This is a genomic window from Streptomyces niphimycinicus (genome assembly GCF_018883605.1).
Lineage (GTDB): Bacteria > Actinomycetota > Actinomycetes > Streptomycetales > Streptomycetaceae > Streptomyces > Streptomyces niphimycinicus.
This window is the reverse complement of the sequence record NZ_JAHLEM010000070.1, coordinates 25,226-38,538: the sequence shown is the minus strand read 5'-3', so window position 1 is coordinate 38,538 and position 13,313 is coordinate 25,226. Positions and strand designations below refer to the sequence as shown.

14 protein-coding genes are annotated in these 13,313 nt (G+C 68.3%); 5 read left to right on the top strand and 9 right to left on the bottom strand.

Annotated elements, in window-relative coordinates; translation table 11 throughout:
* Positions 1–278: 278 nt before the first annotated feature.
* Entirely contained in the window at positions 279–1,037 is a 759-nt protein-coding gene (locus KN815_RS08760; RefSeq protein ID WP_216341182.1) for a TVP38/TMEM64 family protein, read from the top strand.
* 30 nt (positions 1,038–1,067) lie between these two features.
* Here KN815_RS08760 and KN815_RS08755 read toward each other — a convergent pair whose 3' ends face one another.
* Entirely contained in the window at positions 1,068–2,588 is a 1,521-nt protein-coding gene (locus KN815_RS08755) for an MFS transporter (protein ID WP_216341181.1), read from the bottom strand.
* A gap of 355 nt (positions 2,589–2,943) precedes the next feature.
* Between KN815_RS08755 and KN815_RS08750 the strand changes: the two genes are divergently transcribed.
* A complete protein-coding gene (locus tag KN815_RS08750; RefSeq protein WP_216341180.1) occupies positions 2,944–3,816 on the top strand; it encodes an undecaprenyl-diphosphate phosphatase in 873 nt (290 codons plus the stop codon).
* Between the two features lie 262 nt (positions 3,817–4,078).
* On the opposite strand, the gene KN815_RS08745 is transcribed toward KN815_RS08750, so the two are convergent.
* A complete protein-coding gene (locus KN815_RS08745; protein ID WP_216341179.1) occupies positions 4,079–4,726 on the bottom strand; it encodes an HAD family hydrolase in 648 nt (215 codons plus the stop codon).
* Between the two features lie 40 nt (positions 4,727–4,766).
* Positions 4,767–5,387, bottom strand: a complete 621-nt coding sequence (locus KN815_RS08740; protein ID WP_216341178.1) for a flavin reductase family protein — start codon at positions 5,385–5,387, stop codon at positions 4,767–4,769.
* A 50-nt stretch (positions 5,388–5,437) separates the two neighbouring features.
* Here KN815_RS08740 and KN815_RS08735 point away from each other — a divergent pair, with 50 nt between their 5' ends.
* Together KN815_RS08735 and KN815_RS08730 are read left to right on the top strand one after the other, a co-directional pair.
* Positions 5,438–5,656: a hypothetical protein gene (locus KN815_RS08735; protein WP_216341177.1), complete on the top strand. Its 219-nt coding sequence runs from the start codon at positions 5,438–5,440 to the stop codon at positions 5,654–5,656.
* Complete coding sequence (locus KN815_RS08730) at positions 5,649–6,290, top strand: hypothetical protein (RefSeq protein WP_216341176.1); 642 nt, start codon at positions 5,649–5,651, stop codon at positions 6,288–6,290. The genes KN815_RS08735 and KN815_RS08730 overlap by 8 nt, the downstream gene beginning before the upstream one ends.
* 569 nt (positions 6,291–6,859) lie before the next feature.
* On the opposite strand, the gene KN815_RS08725 is transcribed toward KN815_RS08730, so the two are convergent.
* Genes KN815_RS08725 through KN815_RS08700 form a run of 6 tightly spaced genes read right to left on the bottom strand, consistent with a single transcriptional unit; the run spans position 6,860 to position 11,628 of the window.
* Positions 6,860–7,642 carry an aldo/keto reductase gene (locus KN815_RS08725; RefSeq protein WP_253208840.1) on the bottom strand — a complete coding sequence of 261 codons (783 nt, stop codon included), beginning with the start codon at positions 7,640–7,642 and terminating at the stop codon, positions 6,860–6,862.
* Positions 7,639–8,235, bottom strand: coding sequence for an AAA family ATPase (locus KN815_RS08720; protein WP_253208839.1), 597 nt, complete (start codon positions 8,233–8,235; stop codon positions 7,639–7,641). The genes KN815_RS08725 and KN815_RS08720 overlap by 4 nt, the downstream gene beginning before the upstream one ends.
* Entirely contained in the window at positions 8,232–8,834 is a 603-nt protein-coding gene (locus KN815_RS08715) for a 3'-5' exonuclease (RefSeq protein WP_216341174.1), read from the bottom strand. The genes KN815_RS08720 and KN815_RS08715 overlap by 4 nt, the downstream gene beginning before the upstream one ends.
* Positions 8,831–10,015, bottom strand: a complete 1,185-nt coding sequence (locus KN815_RS08710) for a radical SAM protein (RefSeq protein WP_216341173.1) — start codon at positions 10,013–10,015, stop codon at positions 8,831–8,833. The genes KN815_RS08715 and KN815_RS08710 overlap by 4 nt, the downstream gene beginning before the upstream one ends.
* 27 nt (positions 10,016–10,042) lie before the next feature.
* Positions 10,043–10,606, bottom strand: a complete 564-nt coding sequence (locus tag KN815_RS08705) for a nucleoside-diphosphate kinase (RefSeq protein ID WP_253208838.1) — start codon at positions 10,604–10,606, stop codon at positions 10,043–10,045.
* Positions 10,603–11,628 (bottom strand): thymidylate synthase, encoded by a 1,026-nt coding sequence (locus tag KN815_RS08700; protein WP_216341171.1) that lies wholly within the window; start codon positions 11,626–11,628, stop codon positions 10,603–10,605. Before KN815_RS08700 ends, KN815_RS08705 begins: the two co-directional genes overlap by 4 nt.
* Before the next feature lie 530 nt (positions 11,629–12,158).
* Here KN815_RS08700 and KN815_RS08695 point away from each other — a divergent pair.
* Positions 12,159–13,304, top strand: coding sequence for a helix-turn-helix domain-containing protein (locus KN815_RS08695; protein WP_216341170.1), 1,146 nt, complete (start codon positions 12,159–12,161; stop codon positions 13,302–13,304).
* Positions 13,305–13,313: the final 9 nt, after the last annotated feature.

The following is a 13,313-nucleotide window of genomic DNA, read 5'->3' as shown; positions in this document are numbered from 1 at the left end:
CGAGGTGGTTGACCGGGCGTCCGGCCTGCTCGTTGCCGGTGGTCCGGCCCGGGCCCCGCGGCTGGTCTCGGACCGCCTGCCGACCGGTTTCGGGCCGTCCGGCGGCTGATTTCGGGCCGTCCGGCGGCTGATTTCGGGCCGTCCGGCGGCTGGTTTCGAGCCGTACGCCGACTGGTTTGAGACGGTCTGCCGTCCCTCTGTCGACGGTCTGCCGACAATCGGACGACAACGCGACGACATCACGGTGCCCGCCCGGCTTGGTCGGTTACGCTCCACCGATGCTCGATGTCGCCGCACCGCCCGCGAAACCGGCCACGCGCCGCGCCCGCGCCGTGCTCCTCTCGCCGTGGTCGCGGCTGGGGCTGCTCGCCGCGCTGCTCACCGGTTCCGCGATCGCGGTCTGGCTGTGGCAGCCGCAGCGGCTGCTGACCCACGGCTGGCCGGAGCTGTCGGGCGGGACGGCCGTGCTGCTGTTCACGGCCGCGTATGGGGTGGGCACCGCGGCGCTGGTGCCCCGGCCGCTGCTGAACGTGGCGGCCGGTGCGCTCTTCGGCATCCAGGCCGGGCTGCTCACGGCCGTCGGCGGCACGGTGATCGGCGCCGGGATCGCCTTCGGTCTCGGCCGGCTACTGGGGCAGGACGCGCTGCGTCCGCTGCTGCGGGGCCGCTGGCTCACGGCGGCGGACCGGCAACTGAGCCACCACGGGTTCCGGTCCATGCTGGCGATCCGGCTGTTCCCCGGCGTACCGTTCGCCGCCGCCAACTACTGCGCGGCCGTCTCACGGATGGGCTGGCCGTCCTTTCTGCTGGCCACGGGGCTGGGCAGTGTGCCGAACACCGCGGCGTACGTGGTCGCGGGCAGCCGCGCCACCACCCCCACCTCGCCCGTCTTCCTCCTCGCGATGGCCTTCATCACGGTGCCCGCCGTCGCGGGGGCGCTGGTGGCCTGGCGCAAACGTGGCCGACTGCGGCTCACGGGCCCCGGGGAGCGCCTCCGCGAGGACGCGACCGCGAGCCAGACACCACCGTCGGCCTGACGAGCGGCGGACCCGCGGTGGGCGTCGCGCTCAGCCCCCGGCCGGTCCGTGCGCGGAGGCGGAGGCGGCCGCCGCGCGGGCGGACAGCGGCTCGGCGACGTCCTCGAGCGGGCGCTGTTCGGCCGGGATGGCCAGGAAGGCGGCCACGAGCCCGGCGGCGACCATGAGCGCCGCCCCGATGGAGAAGGCCAGCGCGGTGTCGGCGACGACTCCGCTCTGCGTCAGATTCGAGAAGATCAGCGGCCCGGTGATGCCTCCGGCCGCCGTGCCGATGGCGTAGAAGAAGGCGATGGCCAAGGCGCGCGTCTCCATCGGGAAGACCTCGCTGACCGTCAGATACGCGGAGCTCGCACCGGCCGAGGCGAAGAAGAGGACCACACACCAGCAGGCGGTCATCGTGGTCGCGCTGAGCCAGCCGTTGCCGAACATCCAGGCGGTGATGAACAGCAGCGCACCGGAGAGGAGGTACGTCCCCGAGATCATCACGCGGCGGCCGACCGTGTCGAAGAGCCTGCACAGCAGGGCCGGACCGAGAAAGTTGCCGAAGGCGATGACCGCGAAGTAGTAGCCGGTGTCGCCGCTGGGCACATTGAAGAACCGCACCAGGATCGAGCCGAAGCCGAAGGTGATGGCGTTGTAGAGGAACGCCTGCCCGATGAAGAGGGCCAGCCCCAGGACCGCGCGCCGGGGATACGCCCGGAAGATCGTCCGGGCGATCTCGATGAAGCCGGTGCTCTTCCGCGTCTTGATGGTGATGGCCCTGTCCGGCTCGGGGAGGCGCCGCCCGGTCTCGTCCTCGATCCGCCGTTCGGCCGCCGCGACCAGTTCCTCGGCGCCCTCCGCCCGGCCGTGGATGAACATCCAGCGGGGGCTCTCCGGGACGTTCCGGCGCACCAGCAGGATGACCAGGCCGAGGACGACGCCGAGGGCGAAGGTGAGCCGCCAGCCGACGTTCAGCGGGAAGAACGCCGTGTTGAGCATCAGCACGGAGAGCAGCGAGCCGCCCATCGCGCCGAGCCAGAAGCTCCCGTTGATGACCAGATCGACGCGGCCCCGGTATCTGCTGGGGATCAGCTCGTCGATCGCGGAGTTGATGGCCGCGTACTCCCCGCCGATGCCGAAGCCGGTGAGGAAGCGGAAGAGGAAGAACCACCAGGCGGAAAAGGCGATGGCGGTGAGCGCGGTGGCGGCCAGATAGACCCCGAGGGTGATGAGGAAGAGTCTCTTGCGGCCGTAGCGGTCGGTGAGCCAGCCGAAGACCAGCGCCCCGGTGCAGGCCCCGGCCACATAGAGGGCCGCCGCGACCCCGATGACCTGCGCGTCGGTGATGGGCAGCCCGCTGCCGGGCTCGGAGAGGCGGCTGGCGATATTGCCGACGACGGTCACTTCGAGACCGTCCAGGATCCATACGGTGCCAAGGCCGATCACGATCATCCAGTGCCAGCGCGACCAGGGCAGCCGGTCCAGCCGTGCCGGGACCTCGGTGCTGATCGTCCCGCCGGGCCCGTTCCCTCGGCCTCCCTGTCCTCCGTCGTGCCCGATCGCGGTCATACGGTTCGGCTCCTCGGCTCCTCGGCCTCTCGGCTGTCCGGGCTGACTGGGCTGTCCGGGCCGTCCGGCTGTCCGGGCTGTCCACGGCTGATCACAGCCGTCCACGACTGATCCTCACCAGGGCGCCCGCGGCCGGGCGGCCGAGCGCCGAGTACCCAAGGTCAAAGCGATGAACCGATGGTCCGACCAGGCCCTTGATGGGCCGCGCACCCGGGGACGCTACGCTGCCCACACCCGGCAGTTGATCCTCGACCGCCGGCTTCCCACCGACCACCCCGCCTGAATCGGTCACGCCTGGCCATCTCTGGCCAGAAACCGATCAGCGCACGATCAGCCTCTGGATAGCGAAGACTCAATGTCGTGGTTTGAATCATTCATCCTCGGGCTGGTCCAGGGGTTGACTGAGTTTCTTCCGATCTCCTCCAGCGCCCATCTGCGGCTCACGGCCGCGTTCGCCGGCTGGAGCGACCCTGGGCCCGCGTTCACCGCGATCACCCAGATCGGCACGGAGCTCGCGGTGCTCATCTACTTCCGCAAGGACATCGTCAATATCGTCTCGGCCTGGTTCCGCTCGCTCTTCAGCAAGGAGTGGCGCGGCAACCACGACGCCCAGATGGGCTGGCTGGTGATCGTCGGCTCGCTTCCCATCGGTGTGCTCGGGCTCACCCTCCAGGACGCGATCGAGGGCCCGTTCCGCGATCTGCGGCTCATAGCAACGACCCTCGTGGTCATGGGCCTCGTCCTGGGCTTCGCGGACCGGCGTGCGGCGCGCGATGAGTCGGGCGGCCGGCATCGCGTCGCCAACCAGCGCAAGACGCTGAAGGAACTCAGCATCCGGGACGGCCTCATATTCGGCGTCTGCCAGGCGATGGCGCTGGTGCCGGGCGTTTCCCGGTCCGGCGCGACCATCAGCGGCGGACTGCTCATGGGCTACACCCGCGAGGCGGCGGCCCGCTACTCCTTCCTGCTCGCGGTCCCGGCGGTGCTGGCCTCGGGCGCCTTCGAGCTGAAGGACGCGTCCGAGGGGCATACGGCATGGGGCCCGACGATCTTCGCGACCGTCATCGCCTTCGTTGTCGGATATGCCGTTATCGCGTGGTTTATGAAGTTCATTTCCAGCAAGAGCTTCATGCCGTTTGTGATCTACCGGATTCTGCTGGGCCTCGTGCTCTTCGCGCTGGTGGGCTTCGGTGTGCTGAGCGCCCATGCGGCCGAGTCGGCGGGCTGACGCGCTTCTCCGTACGGACAGGGATCCGCACAGACAGGCATCCGCGCAGACAGGGAGATGGGCCGCCGGCCGAGGAGGGAGGAGTCCGGCGGCCCCTTCGCTCAGGTCTGGCGCCCCCTGAGCGGCATGGGACGAGTCAATCGCCATGCGGGGCACCCGGGAAGGGTGTGCGGTAGATATATGCAAGCACTCGCATCACACCGGGTGTGAATTCCTCACCCAGCGCACGCCCCTCCCCTGAGCCCGCGGGCCACGAGGACGATCACACCGACCGTTCGGCGACGATCTCCACCAGCTCACTCAACGAGTCGATCCGCCAGTCCGCCATCGCCGCGTCGGCGGTATCGGCCCACAGATACGCCCACGGCCCCCGGCGGATATGCGCGGCCCGCAGCCCGGCGGCCTTCGCCGGCCGGATGTCGAAGGCCGGATAGTCACCCACGTACAGCGTGTCCCCCGGCGCGGCCCCGCCGAGCGCCACCACCCGCCGGAAGAACTCCGGATCGGGCTTGGCGACCCCCCACTCACTGGACGTCGCCACGGCGTCGACCGGCAGCCCCAGCTCCCGCAGCAGCGCACCCGCCCGCAGCGTCTGATTCCCGGCCAGGACCACCCGCGGCCCCGACTCCCGCAGCCCGCCGAGCGCGGACCGCACATCGGGGTACACATCCGACTCGTCCAGCCACTCCCCCCGACCCGCCGCCTCCCGCGCCCGCCACTCGGCGTCGATGTCCACGCCCGGCCGCACCAGACGGAGCGCGTCCTTGTCGTCCCGCCCCTGCGCGACGACGGCCCCCACCAGCGCGGACAGAGTGTGCCGCGGCACCCCGAGCCAGTCGGCCCAGGAACCCCAGTAGCGGTCCTCACGGACCAGGGTCGAGCCGATGTCGAACACAACGCTCCCGATCACCGCGGCCCCTTCCTCCGGCCCCTTCCTCCGGCCCCTGGCCTCACACCTTCTCGGGCCCCTGGCCCTCCCAGTCCGCGTAACGGATCCGGGCCAGATCCAGCACCTCACCGACCGTGCCCCACTCGTTCTTCCCCAGCCGGGACAGCGGCCGCAGCCTGCTGATCTCCGCATGCCCGTCGACCATCACCGCGTCGTCGACCGCGGCATGCACCACCCGCCCGAAGACCACCGTCGAGTTGCCGAGCCCCATCGTGCTGTGCACCACACACTCCAACGCCACCGGCGACCCCGCCACCCGAGGCGGCTTCACCCGCGCACTCGCCTCCTGCGCCACCCCCACCGCCTCGAACTCGCTCACCCCGTGCGGAAAGTCCGTCGCGGTCGCGTTGATCTGCTCGAACAGCCCCTCCGGCGCGAGGTTCACCACGAACTCCCCGGTGTCCTCGACGTTCCGCAGCGAATCCTTACGCCCCACGGAGGTGAACTGCACGATGGGCGGAGCCACGGCCGCCACGGTGAAGAACGAGTGCGGGGCGAGGTTCGCGGAGCCATCCCGGCCCACCGTCGACACCCAGGCAATCGGCCGAGGCACGATCACCGAGGTCAGCAGCTTGTAGAACGGAGTGGGCCCCATGGCCTCGGGCTCGAAGTCAATACGCATGCGCCCAGTATCCGCGCTTGCGGCGGCACACCCCAACGACGGATCGCGGCATGGTCCAGCCCCTGGGCGTCGACCGTCGGCACGAAGACGCCGAGAATACGCGCCGTCGCCTGCACCGGGACCCCTTCGCCAAGATCTACAAGAACGACACCTCCGCGTTCAAGAAGCGCACGAAAACACAGAAATCCGGACGGCCCCGGGTGACCTGTGCCACGCTGATGGAACCGTTGGCACTGGTGGGATCACATGGGGGAGTTGAGCGTGCCTGAGGAACCGACAGAGCCAGTGCAGCGACCGCACACCGAGAACTCCTTGTCCGACCATTCGCACGTGGCCGGTCCGGTTGTCCAAGCGGGCGTCATTCATGGTGGCGTCACCATCCACCACACCAACGAGTCGCGGAAACTCGAGACCCCCTGTATGGCGACCGGTTCAGGCATCCGGACGGCCAATGACGTCTACCGGTGGGCAGACGAACCAGCCGCCCCCCATACGTGGGCAGGCACGTGGACTCCAGAAGATGGGGCCAGCGTGCTCGTGGAAGGGCTTGCTACACAGGCCGTGGTGCTCAGGGAAATGCGTCCTGTCGTGCTCTCCCGTAAAGCCCCGCGTCCTGCACAACATTGGGGCCTGATCATGAGCCACCTGGAGAAACGGGGGTTCACCACCGACCTGGACGCAGATCACCCGGTTCTCCGGCCCCTGGACGGCCCGGACTTTCCGTTCACCGTCACCAGCAGTGACCCTGAACTATTCGAGGTCTACCCCGCCGCCTCGGCCTTCGAGATCGAGTGGCACCTTGAATTGGAGTGGTCGAGTGCCGGCCGTCACGGGACGCTCACTGTTGACAACGGCGGCCGCCCCTTCCACTTCGTGCCGCGCCCCCGGACGCCCGTGCGGTGAGCGTTGTCCAACAACTCATTGGCCTCGCCGTGGGCGGGAGCCGGTGAACCTGGCGGACTCGGTGCGGCTCAAGATACCGGCTTCGAGATAGGCCATCTCCCCATCAGCGAGAGCCTTGACCCCGGCAAGGACCCGGGCTTGGGCCAGACTGGGGAGAGCGGATGTGGCTTGCGCGATGGGGAGCATCTGCAAGTCCGCTCGTCCGTCACGGTAGGCGAGACGAGCTGCGTCGGCGTGGACAAGGGGCTTGGTCGCTACGACATACGTGGAGATCTGTCGACGGCGCATCTGAGCCCAGTCAACGGCGACCCGTCGAAGGACGGGTATGCCGCTCGGCGCTCCCAGGAGGACGTTTTGGACGGCCTCCTCCGGCGTCTGCCCGTCGTGGACGGGGCCACACGGCACCAGCAGGTCACCGCGTAGCTCGGCGACGAGTAAGCAAGTGGTCCCGAGGGGCACGAGTACGGACACTCCTACCAGCGGCGGCCGCCAGTTCTCGTAGGGAGCTGTTTTCCGTATGTGGCGCTGGCGAGCAGCCGGATTCGCGGTGGTCGGCGTGGGTGTTCGCGTCATAACCGCCCGCCCGTCACAGCGGCGGCGAGTTGGCGGAGGTGTTCCGGTGAGCTGGTGCTGGGGATGGGTGCGACGTGGTTCCCGAGGTGAAGCAGCCAGTTGAGAGCTGCGTCGATCTGTCCCTGCCGTGCGAGAGCACCGGCGTCGAGGGGCCGGTATGGCACATAGGGGATGGAGAGGTCGCGGCAGAGTTCGAGCACCGGGTCGTGCCGGTCGCTGCTCATGTTGAGGACGTTCTGCACGGCGGCGACGGTGATGTCGTTGGTGACTGTGCGGATCTGCTCGGATGTGACCTTCGACAGACCGATGTGCCCGATCTTGCCTTCGTCTTTCAGGGCTTGGAAGGTGCCGATCTGGTCTGCGATGGGCACTTGGGGGTCGATGCGGTGGAGGTAGCAGAGTTCGAGCCGGTCCATGCCCAGTCGCCGTAGGCTCGCCTCGACACATGCGCGCAGGTAGACGGGGTGGCCATGCGGGACCCACGTGTCCGGGGCGGGGCGTGCCAGGCCCACTTTGGTCGCGATCAGTACGTGCTCGGGGTACGGGTGTAAGGCATCGTGGATGAGGTGTTCGACGGTGTGGGGCCCGTAGGCGTCTGCGGTGTCGATGTGGGTGATGCCGTAGGTGTGGACGGCTTGGCGGAGCACGGAGAATGCGGTGGCGCGGTCGGCGGGGTCGTCCCAGATGCCGGGGCCGGTCAGGCGCATCGTGCCGAAGCCGAGCCGGGAGACGGTCTTCCCGGCGATGGTGATGGTGCCCGCGGGCAGCATGATGGTCATACGGCGGCCTCCTGGAGGCAGAGCTGAAGGGCGCGGTCGATGGCGCGGGTGTGACTTTCGTGGTCGCTGGTGACGCGCTGGTGCGGGATTCCGTCTTCGGCCAGGAGACCGTGGACGTGGCGGTCGACCAGGAGGCGGTAGCGGTGGTCGTAGTCGTGGCTCTGGTCGACGGGTACGTCCGGGTCCAGCACGGTCGCCAGGAGGAGGCCGTACTTCGGTGCCTGCGTCGAGGCGAGGAGCCGCAACCGTTCCCTCTCCAGCCGGTGAGAGCACGCTCCGCGGTACTCAAGGGCCGCGTGGTAGTACGCGAGGGCGTCGAAGGAGGCGCGGTCGGCGAGGACGACGTCGGCGCCTTGTGCTGCGGCGGCGATGTCGTCGGCGATGCCCTGCGTGATGATCCACTCGGTGGAGGCCGCGGTGTGGTGCTGCATTTTCGGCAGGCCGATGGCGGCGGCGCGTTTGGCGAGTCGGCCTGTGCGGGCCACGGTGAGCCCGTGGCCACGCAGTTCCATCTGGATCCGCTTGAGCAGTGTCGTCTTGCCGGTGGAGTGGGTGCCGAGCACGCCGATACGGATGGGTGTCTGGTCGGTCACCACAGGGTGGGGTCCTCTTCTGGTTCGGGGGCGCCTGGCAGGCCGGGCGGCACGGCCGCGGCGACGAGCTGGTCCCAGGTGTCGTAATGACTGGCCATGGCAATGAGGAGCTGTGCCGTGGCGTAGGCGTCGTAGGTGGCACGGTGCCGCTGGGCGGGAGCGGCCCTCAGGTCCGGCGCGGTGTGCTTGATCAGGGCGTCGAGGGTGTAGCGGGGCAGGTCCTTGTACGTGGCCCTGGCCAGGCGGAGCGTGTCCAGGACCCCGGACGGTTCCCAATCCGGCAGGTGGGCCTTGAGTACTCGGTAGTCCGTGTGTGCGTTGTGGGCGCAGATCCACGCCTTGCCCACGAGCGCGTGGACCTGGCTAGCGATCTCTCCCCATACGGGGGACTGCGCCAGAACTCCGTTGGTCAGGCCGTGGATGCTGGCGGCGCGGGGGGTGACAGGCCGGGGCGGGCGGATCAGCCACGCCCCGGCCGTGCTGGTGTCCGGCCCGCCGTCGCGAATGGGAAGGGCGGCCACCTCGACCAGGTCGGGCGGGTTGGCGCCGTTGCCTTCGACGTCCACGACGAACAGTGCGGGCCAGGTGGCGAAGTTCATGGTGCGGGCATTCCGTTCTCCGTCGGCCAGCCGATGGGGGCACGGCCATGCCGGCGGTAGTGGTGAGGCTTCTCGCGGTCGTGGCACTGGTAGCCGTAGCCGTGCTGGAGGTAGTAGCGCGGCGGCTCGTCCAGGCCCTCGACGATGATCGCCCGGTCGGTGATCTCAACGGGCCCGGTCGCGCCAAGGGTTCGGGCGCTTTCGGTGACGTCCGCGAGATCGGGTTTGTCCCAGGCCGCGTGGCACAGCGCGAGCTGCTTTTCCGGACAGATGTCGCACAGCTCGCGGACGCCGTAGTGGCCGTTGTAGTCGGCCTCTCCGTGGGCGTAGGCCACGCCACAGCTCGTCTTGCGGAACAACGCTCCCCACGGGGCGGAGATGTCCTCGAGGCTGCGGAAGGCATCGAGCACCCGCCGCTCGGCCACCTCGGGAAGGATCTTGCGCCGGGCGGTGTCCTCGTACGGCACGGGCAGCCCGTGCGCCTGGTAGTAGGCGGCGATCTCCTGGCGGAAGAACAGGCCGGTGAAGACCGTGGCGTGCGCGTGCCGGGACAACTCGCGCGCCCGCTCCAGATGGGCGTCGGAGTCGTTGAGCCCGGGAACGATCGGCCGCCAGTACAGGATGGTGCGGTACCGCTCGGCGTGCTCGTAGAGGGTGCGCAGGCTCTCGGCGGCGATCTGGGAGTCCACCGGCTCGATGGCCTCGTGGTCGATGCCGGAGTGGGTGACCAGCACGGTCAGGCGTAGGTTCTCGAAGCTGTTGAGGACCTCGCAGTCCTCCGGGGAGACGCGCCAGCGGGTGATGACCAGGACGTGGTTGGTCAGGCCCCGATCGTCCAGGTGCCGCAGCACGGTGAACAGGTGCGGTTTGACGGCCGGAAGCATGGGGTCGGTCGCCCGGTTCAGGAGCTGGAGCGGCGTGGTGTGCGGCCGGAAGTACCGATGCTCCACGAGCGCGGTGACTGCCACCTCGTCGCTCATCAACCGACGGGGGACCTTCATCTCGAAGTTGTTGAAGGTGTGCCGGATGCAGTAACCGCAGTCCAGCGGGCAGCCGATGATCCAGTTCAGGGAGAGGCCGGACTTGCGGTACTGGATCACGTCCGCCAGGGCGGGCTTCAGCCCGCCTATCGCCTCCGTGGCGAGGATCGGTAAGGGGCGTTGCTGGTACGGCTCGCTCATGATGCCTCCGATTCGAGGGAAACGGCGTCAGGTGTCGACGGACGTGCGCTGGCGCGGGGGGCTCGGCGGGGAGAGCAGGGCGCGGCGACGGGCGCCGTACCAGGTGCCGAAGTCGCGGCGAGCGGCGTCCGGATCATCGCTGGTGTGCACGAGGTTGCGGACCAGGCGCCGCTCGGCGAGCGCCGCGGCCAGACTGTCGTCCCCCAAGTCGCCACGGATGGTGCCGGGCGCGGCCCGGGTGGGGTCGAAGTGCCCCAGGAGCTGACGAAGGCGGTAGTGCACTCCCGGATTTCCATGGGCCAGTGCCACCGTGACAGGGCGGTTGGCGTACTCCGCGTCCAGGCAGGCGGGGATGTCACGGTCCGGGAACCAGTCGGCGTCCACCAGCAGGTCCCAGTAGTGGACGTGCGCCTGCCACGCCTGAACGGTCAGGTCAAGCCGGCCCGACACCGCGACCTGGACTGCGCCGATCCGGTCCAGGACGGCGTCCACCAGGCCACGCTCGACCGCGTCGGGCTTGCACAGGATGACCGCCCACCGGTCGAAGTCGATGCCGTCGACCACGGCGCCGCTCGGTGGCTTCCGGCTCACTCCTCTCCTCCGTCCAGGGCGGCAGCGCAGGCCGACCAGCGGTGGCCGACGAGCCACCGCAGGCCCGGGTCCAGAGCATCGAGGACATCGGGGTTCACCGTGTCCGCGTGGTCGTGCTGGATCTGCCGATAGACCTCGAACAGCAGCAGGGCCTGCTGCCAGTACGGATCAAGGCCCGATGCCTTGATGTGTGCCGCGCTGTAGTGGGCCTTGTTCGTACGCAGCACCTCCTCGTGTTCAAGAACGTGCGCCACGGTTGCTTCAGTGGTGCTGGCTGGCATCGCCGGGAAGGGGAACTGGATCGGCGCCGAGCGGGTGACGGCTTCCAGAAGGACTCGGTGGACGCGGTCGGCGTTGCGGTCGCGAATGTGGGCCGAGCCGATGAAGTGGGTGTAGGTGCCCAGCTCAAGGCCGAGCTGGACGGCCGCGAACTCCTGAAGCATGGTGAAGCTGAAGACGTCCGAGAGCAGACCACAGTCGAGATCGTTGGCCCGCATGTAGCACACCATGTGCAGCCGCTCATCCCGCGCCAGGAAGTGCAACCCGGCGAGGCACGCCATGTCGGGGTTGTCACTGCTCGCCAGCTCGTCAGCGGCGAAGACGGGAATGTAACCCCGCTTGCTGTCCCGCTCGCCGCGGAGCAGCTCCAGGACGCGGCCAAAGGGCGACACCGTATCGCCGTCAGCCGGGTTGAAGATCGTGTGGCCGTATGCGGAACCGCCCAGATGGATGCCGTCCCGGGAGCTGGAGCGCATGGACGGCGCGTAGTAGCCGATCATTTCCAGGTCCCTGCGGCCTGCCAGATACCAGAGTGCTTCGGCGAAGTGGAAGACAGGGTTCGCCTTACGCGCTGCCAGGAAAGGCAGGCGCTGACGCGGGTCCGGCAAGCGAAAGCTCGCGCCGATCACCTCGCGGGCGTCGTTGCCACGGGCAGAGATGTGGTGATCGTGATCCTCGGATACCAGCCTCAGCAAGGCCAGGTATGCCTCTTCCAGACCGATGAAGCTAAGGGGTGTGAGCACAACTCTCCTTCGGTCCCAGCTATCTTGTGCCGGGATTTCGTTACCGCTCGAGGCCCGGGATCTGCGTCAACCGGGGCCCGAGCGGTGCCTGTTCGACGGCCTCGGATTGGAGTCGGGCGCGGGTGAACGAGCGGGTAGAAGGGCAGCTCCCTCAAGGGCTGCACATCGCTCCTACTCGAAAGGTGCACTCCAGAGCCAGTGATCCGTCCGACCCGCACGCGGCTTCCTGGAGGCTGCTCGCCGACAGGTCGCGGTCGGAAGCCATCGGGGTGGGTTCTGGAGCTCATTGCCGCCCTCTCGGCCAGCGACCTCGCTCCGCATACGCCATGCGTTCGCGAACTCCCTGACACTGCTCCTTGGTAGGGCGCATACACGGTCACCACCTGCGTAGCCACTTGATCACTCAACGCGACTAAGCTGGACCGGGTGTGCGCTGGGTCACTGACTACGCATGAACTTACTGTGACCAAGCGGGCAAAAAAACTGACACAAAGTATGAGTTGCAGACGCCGAACCACGCGGGAGCACGCATGGCACCACAGAAGCGATCGGGCTCCAGGACAGAAACACTGACTCGCGGTCAGGGTTCCCGGCCCCGCCCTGCGGGTGGCATTGTCTGCGGTCATCTACTGAAGATCATCCGCGAGCGCATTCCGCTGACTCAGTGCCGACTGGCCGAAGGACTCGGCATCGACACAACGACCGTCCAGGGCTGGGAATCAGGCCGTCGTTCCCTGGCGGCCGTCTCTTCGACGCAATTCCTGCGCTTGAAGCGGCACCTGTTAGGACGCGGTGCCGAGGCAACGCTTCTGCCTCTCCTGGATCTCGCAGTCGAGGCCGACGCCGTGATCGAGTACTCGCTCGACGGTAACGACATCACCCAGCACCCCCTTCATAGCTGGGTCTTCACTCGAGCGTCGACTCACATGATCATCTGGGCCCTGACCGGTGAGCAGCCCACAGTTCTCCCCAAAGCCCCGGCCTCGACCCCTCGGCGGCGAGGTCCCACGCCTGACTCACCGCTGCTGCCAGCCCCTGATAGGGAAAGGCTGTTCGCCAATCTCCGCCGCACAGCGGAGATTGCTGATCGGGCCGGGGAGCGTGGCTCGCTTCTGCGCCGGCAGGCGCTCTACCTGTGTGCGTACGACACCAGCGCCGACGCCCACTCCTGGCTCGCTGACATGCAGGGGCGCCGTCCAACGCCACTTCGTCACGCATCGTGGACACCGGCATGGTCCGACGCCAGGTCGGTGGCAACGTCGCTGATCCGCTATGGAGATATCGAGACGCTTCAGGCATTCATCGAGCGAGGCATGGGAGAAGACCCCAGCGAGATGGCCAACCTCAATTACTGGGCGCACTGGCTGGGCCTCGACTCGGTGCCCCGTGCGAGCGACGCGTTCATGAGCGATGTCGACGGCGAGTCCTGGGAGGCCCTCCCGCTCCTTCGCGCCCTTGCCGACCGGCTTGATCCCTCGCTGCGCGCCGTGGACTTGAACATCCACTCGGTGTGGGCGCTGATCAGCTCGAAGCCAGGTGTTCTGTCAGCCGACCTGGATCTGCACCGCGACTTGACCGCCCGGGTCCGCCGCCTGCTCGACAGCGATGCCATCTCGCGCCAGTCCAGGCGTGAGCTGGACAATGTGCATTACGGTCTGAGGCTGAGCAGCCGGTGATCCGCTCGA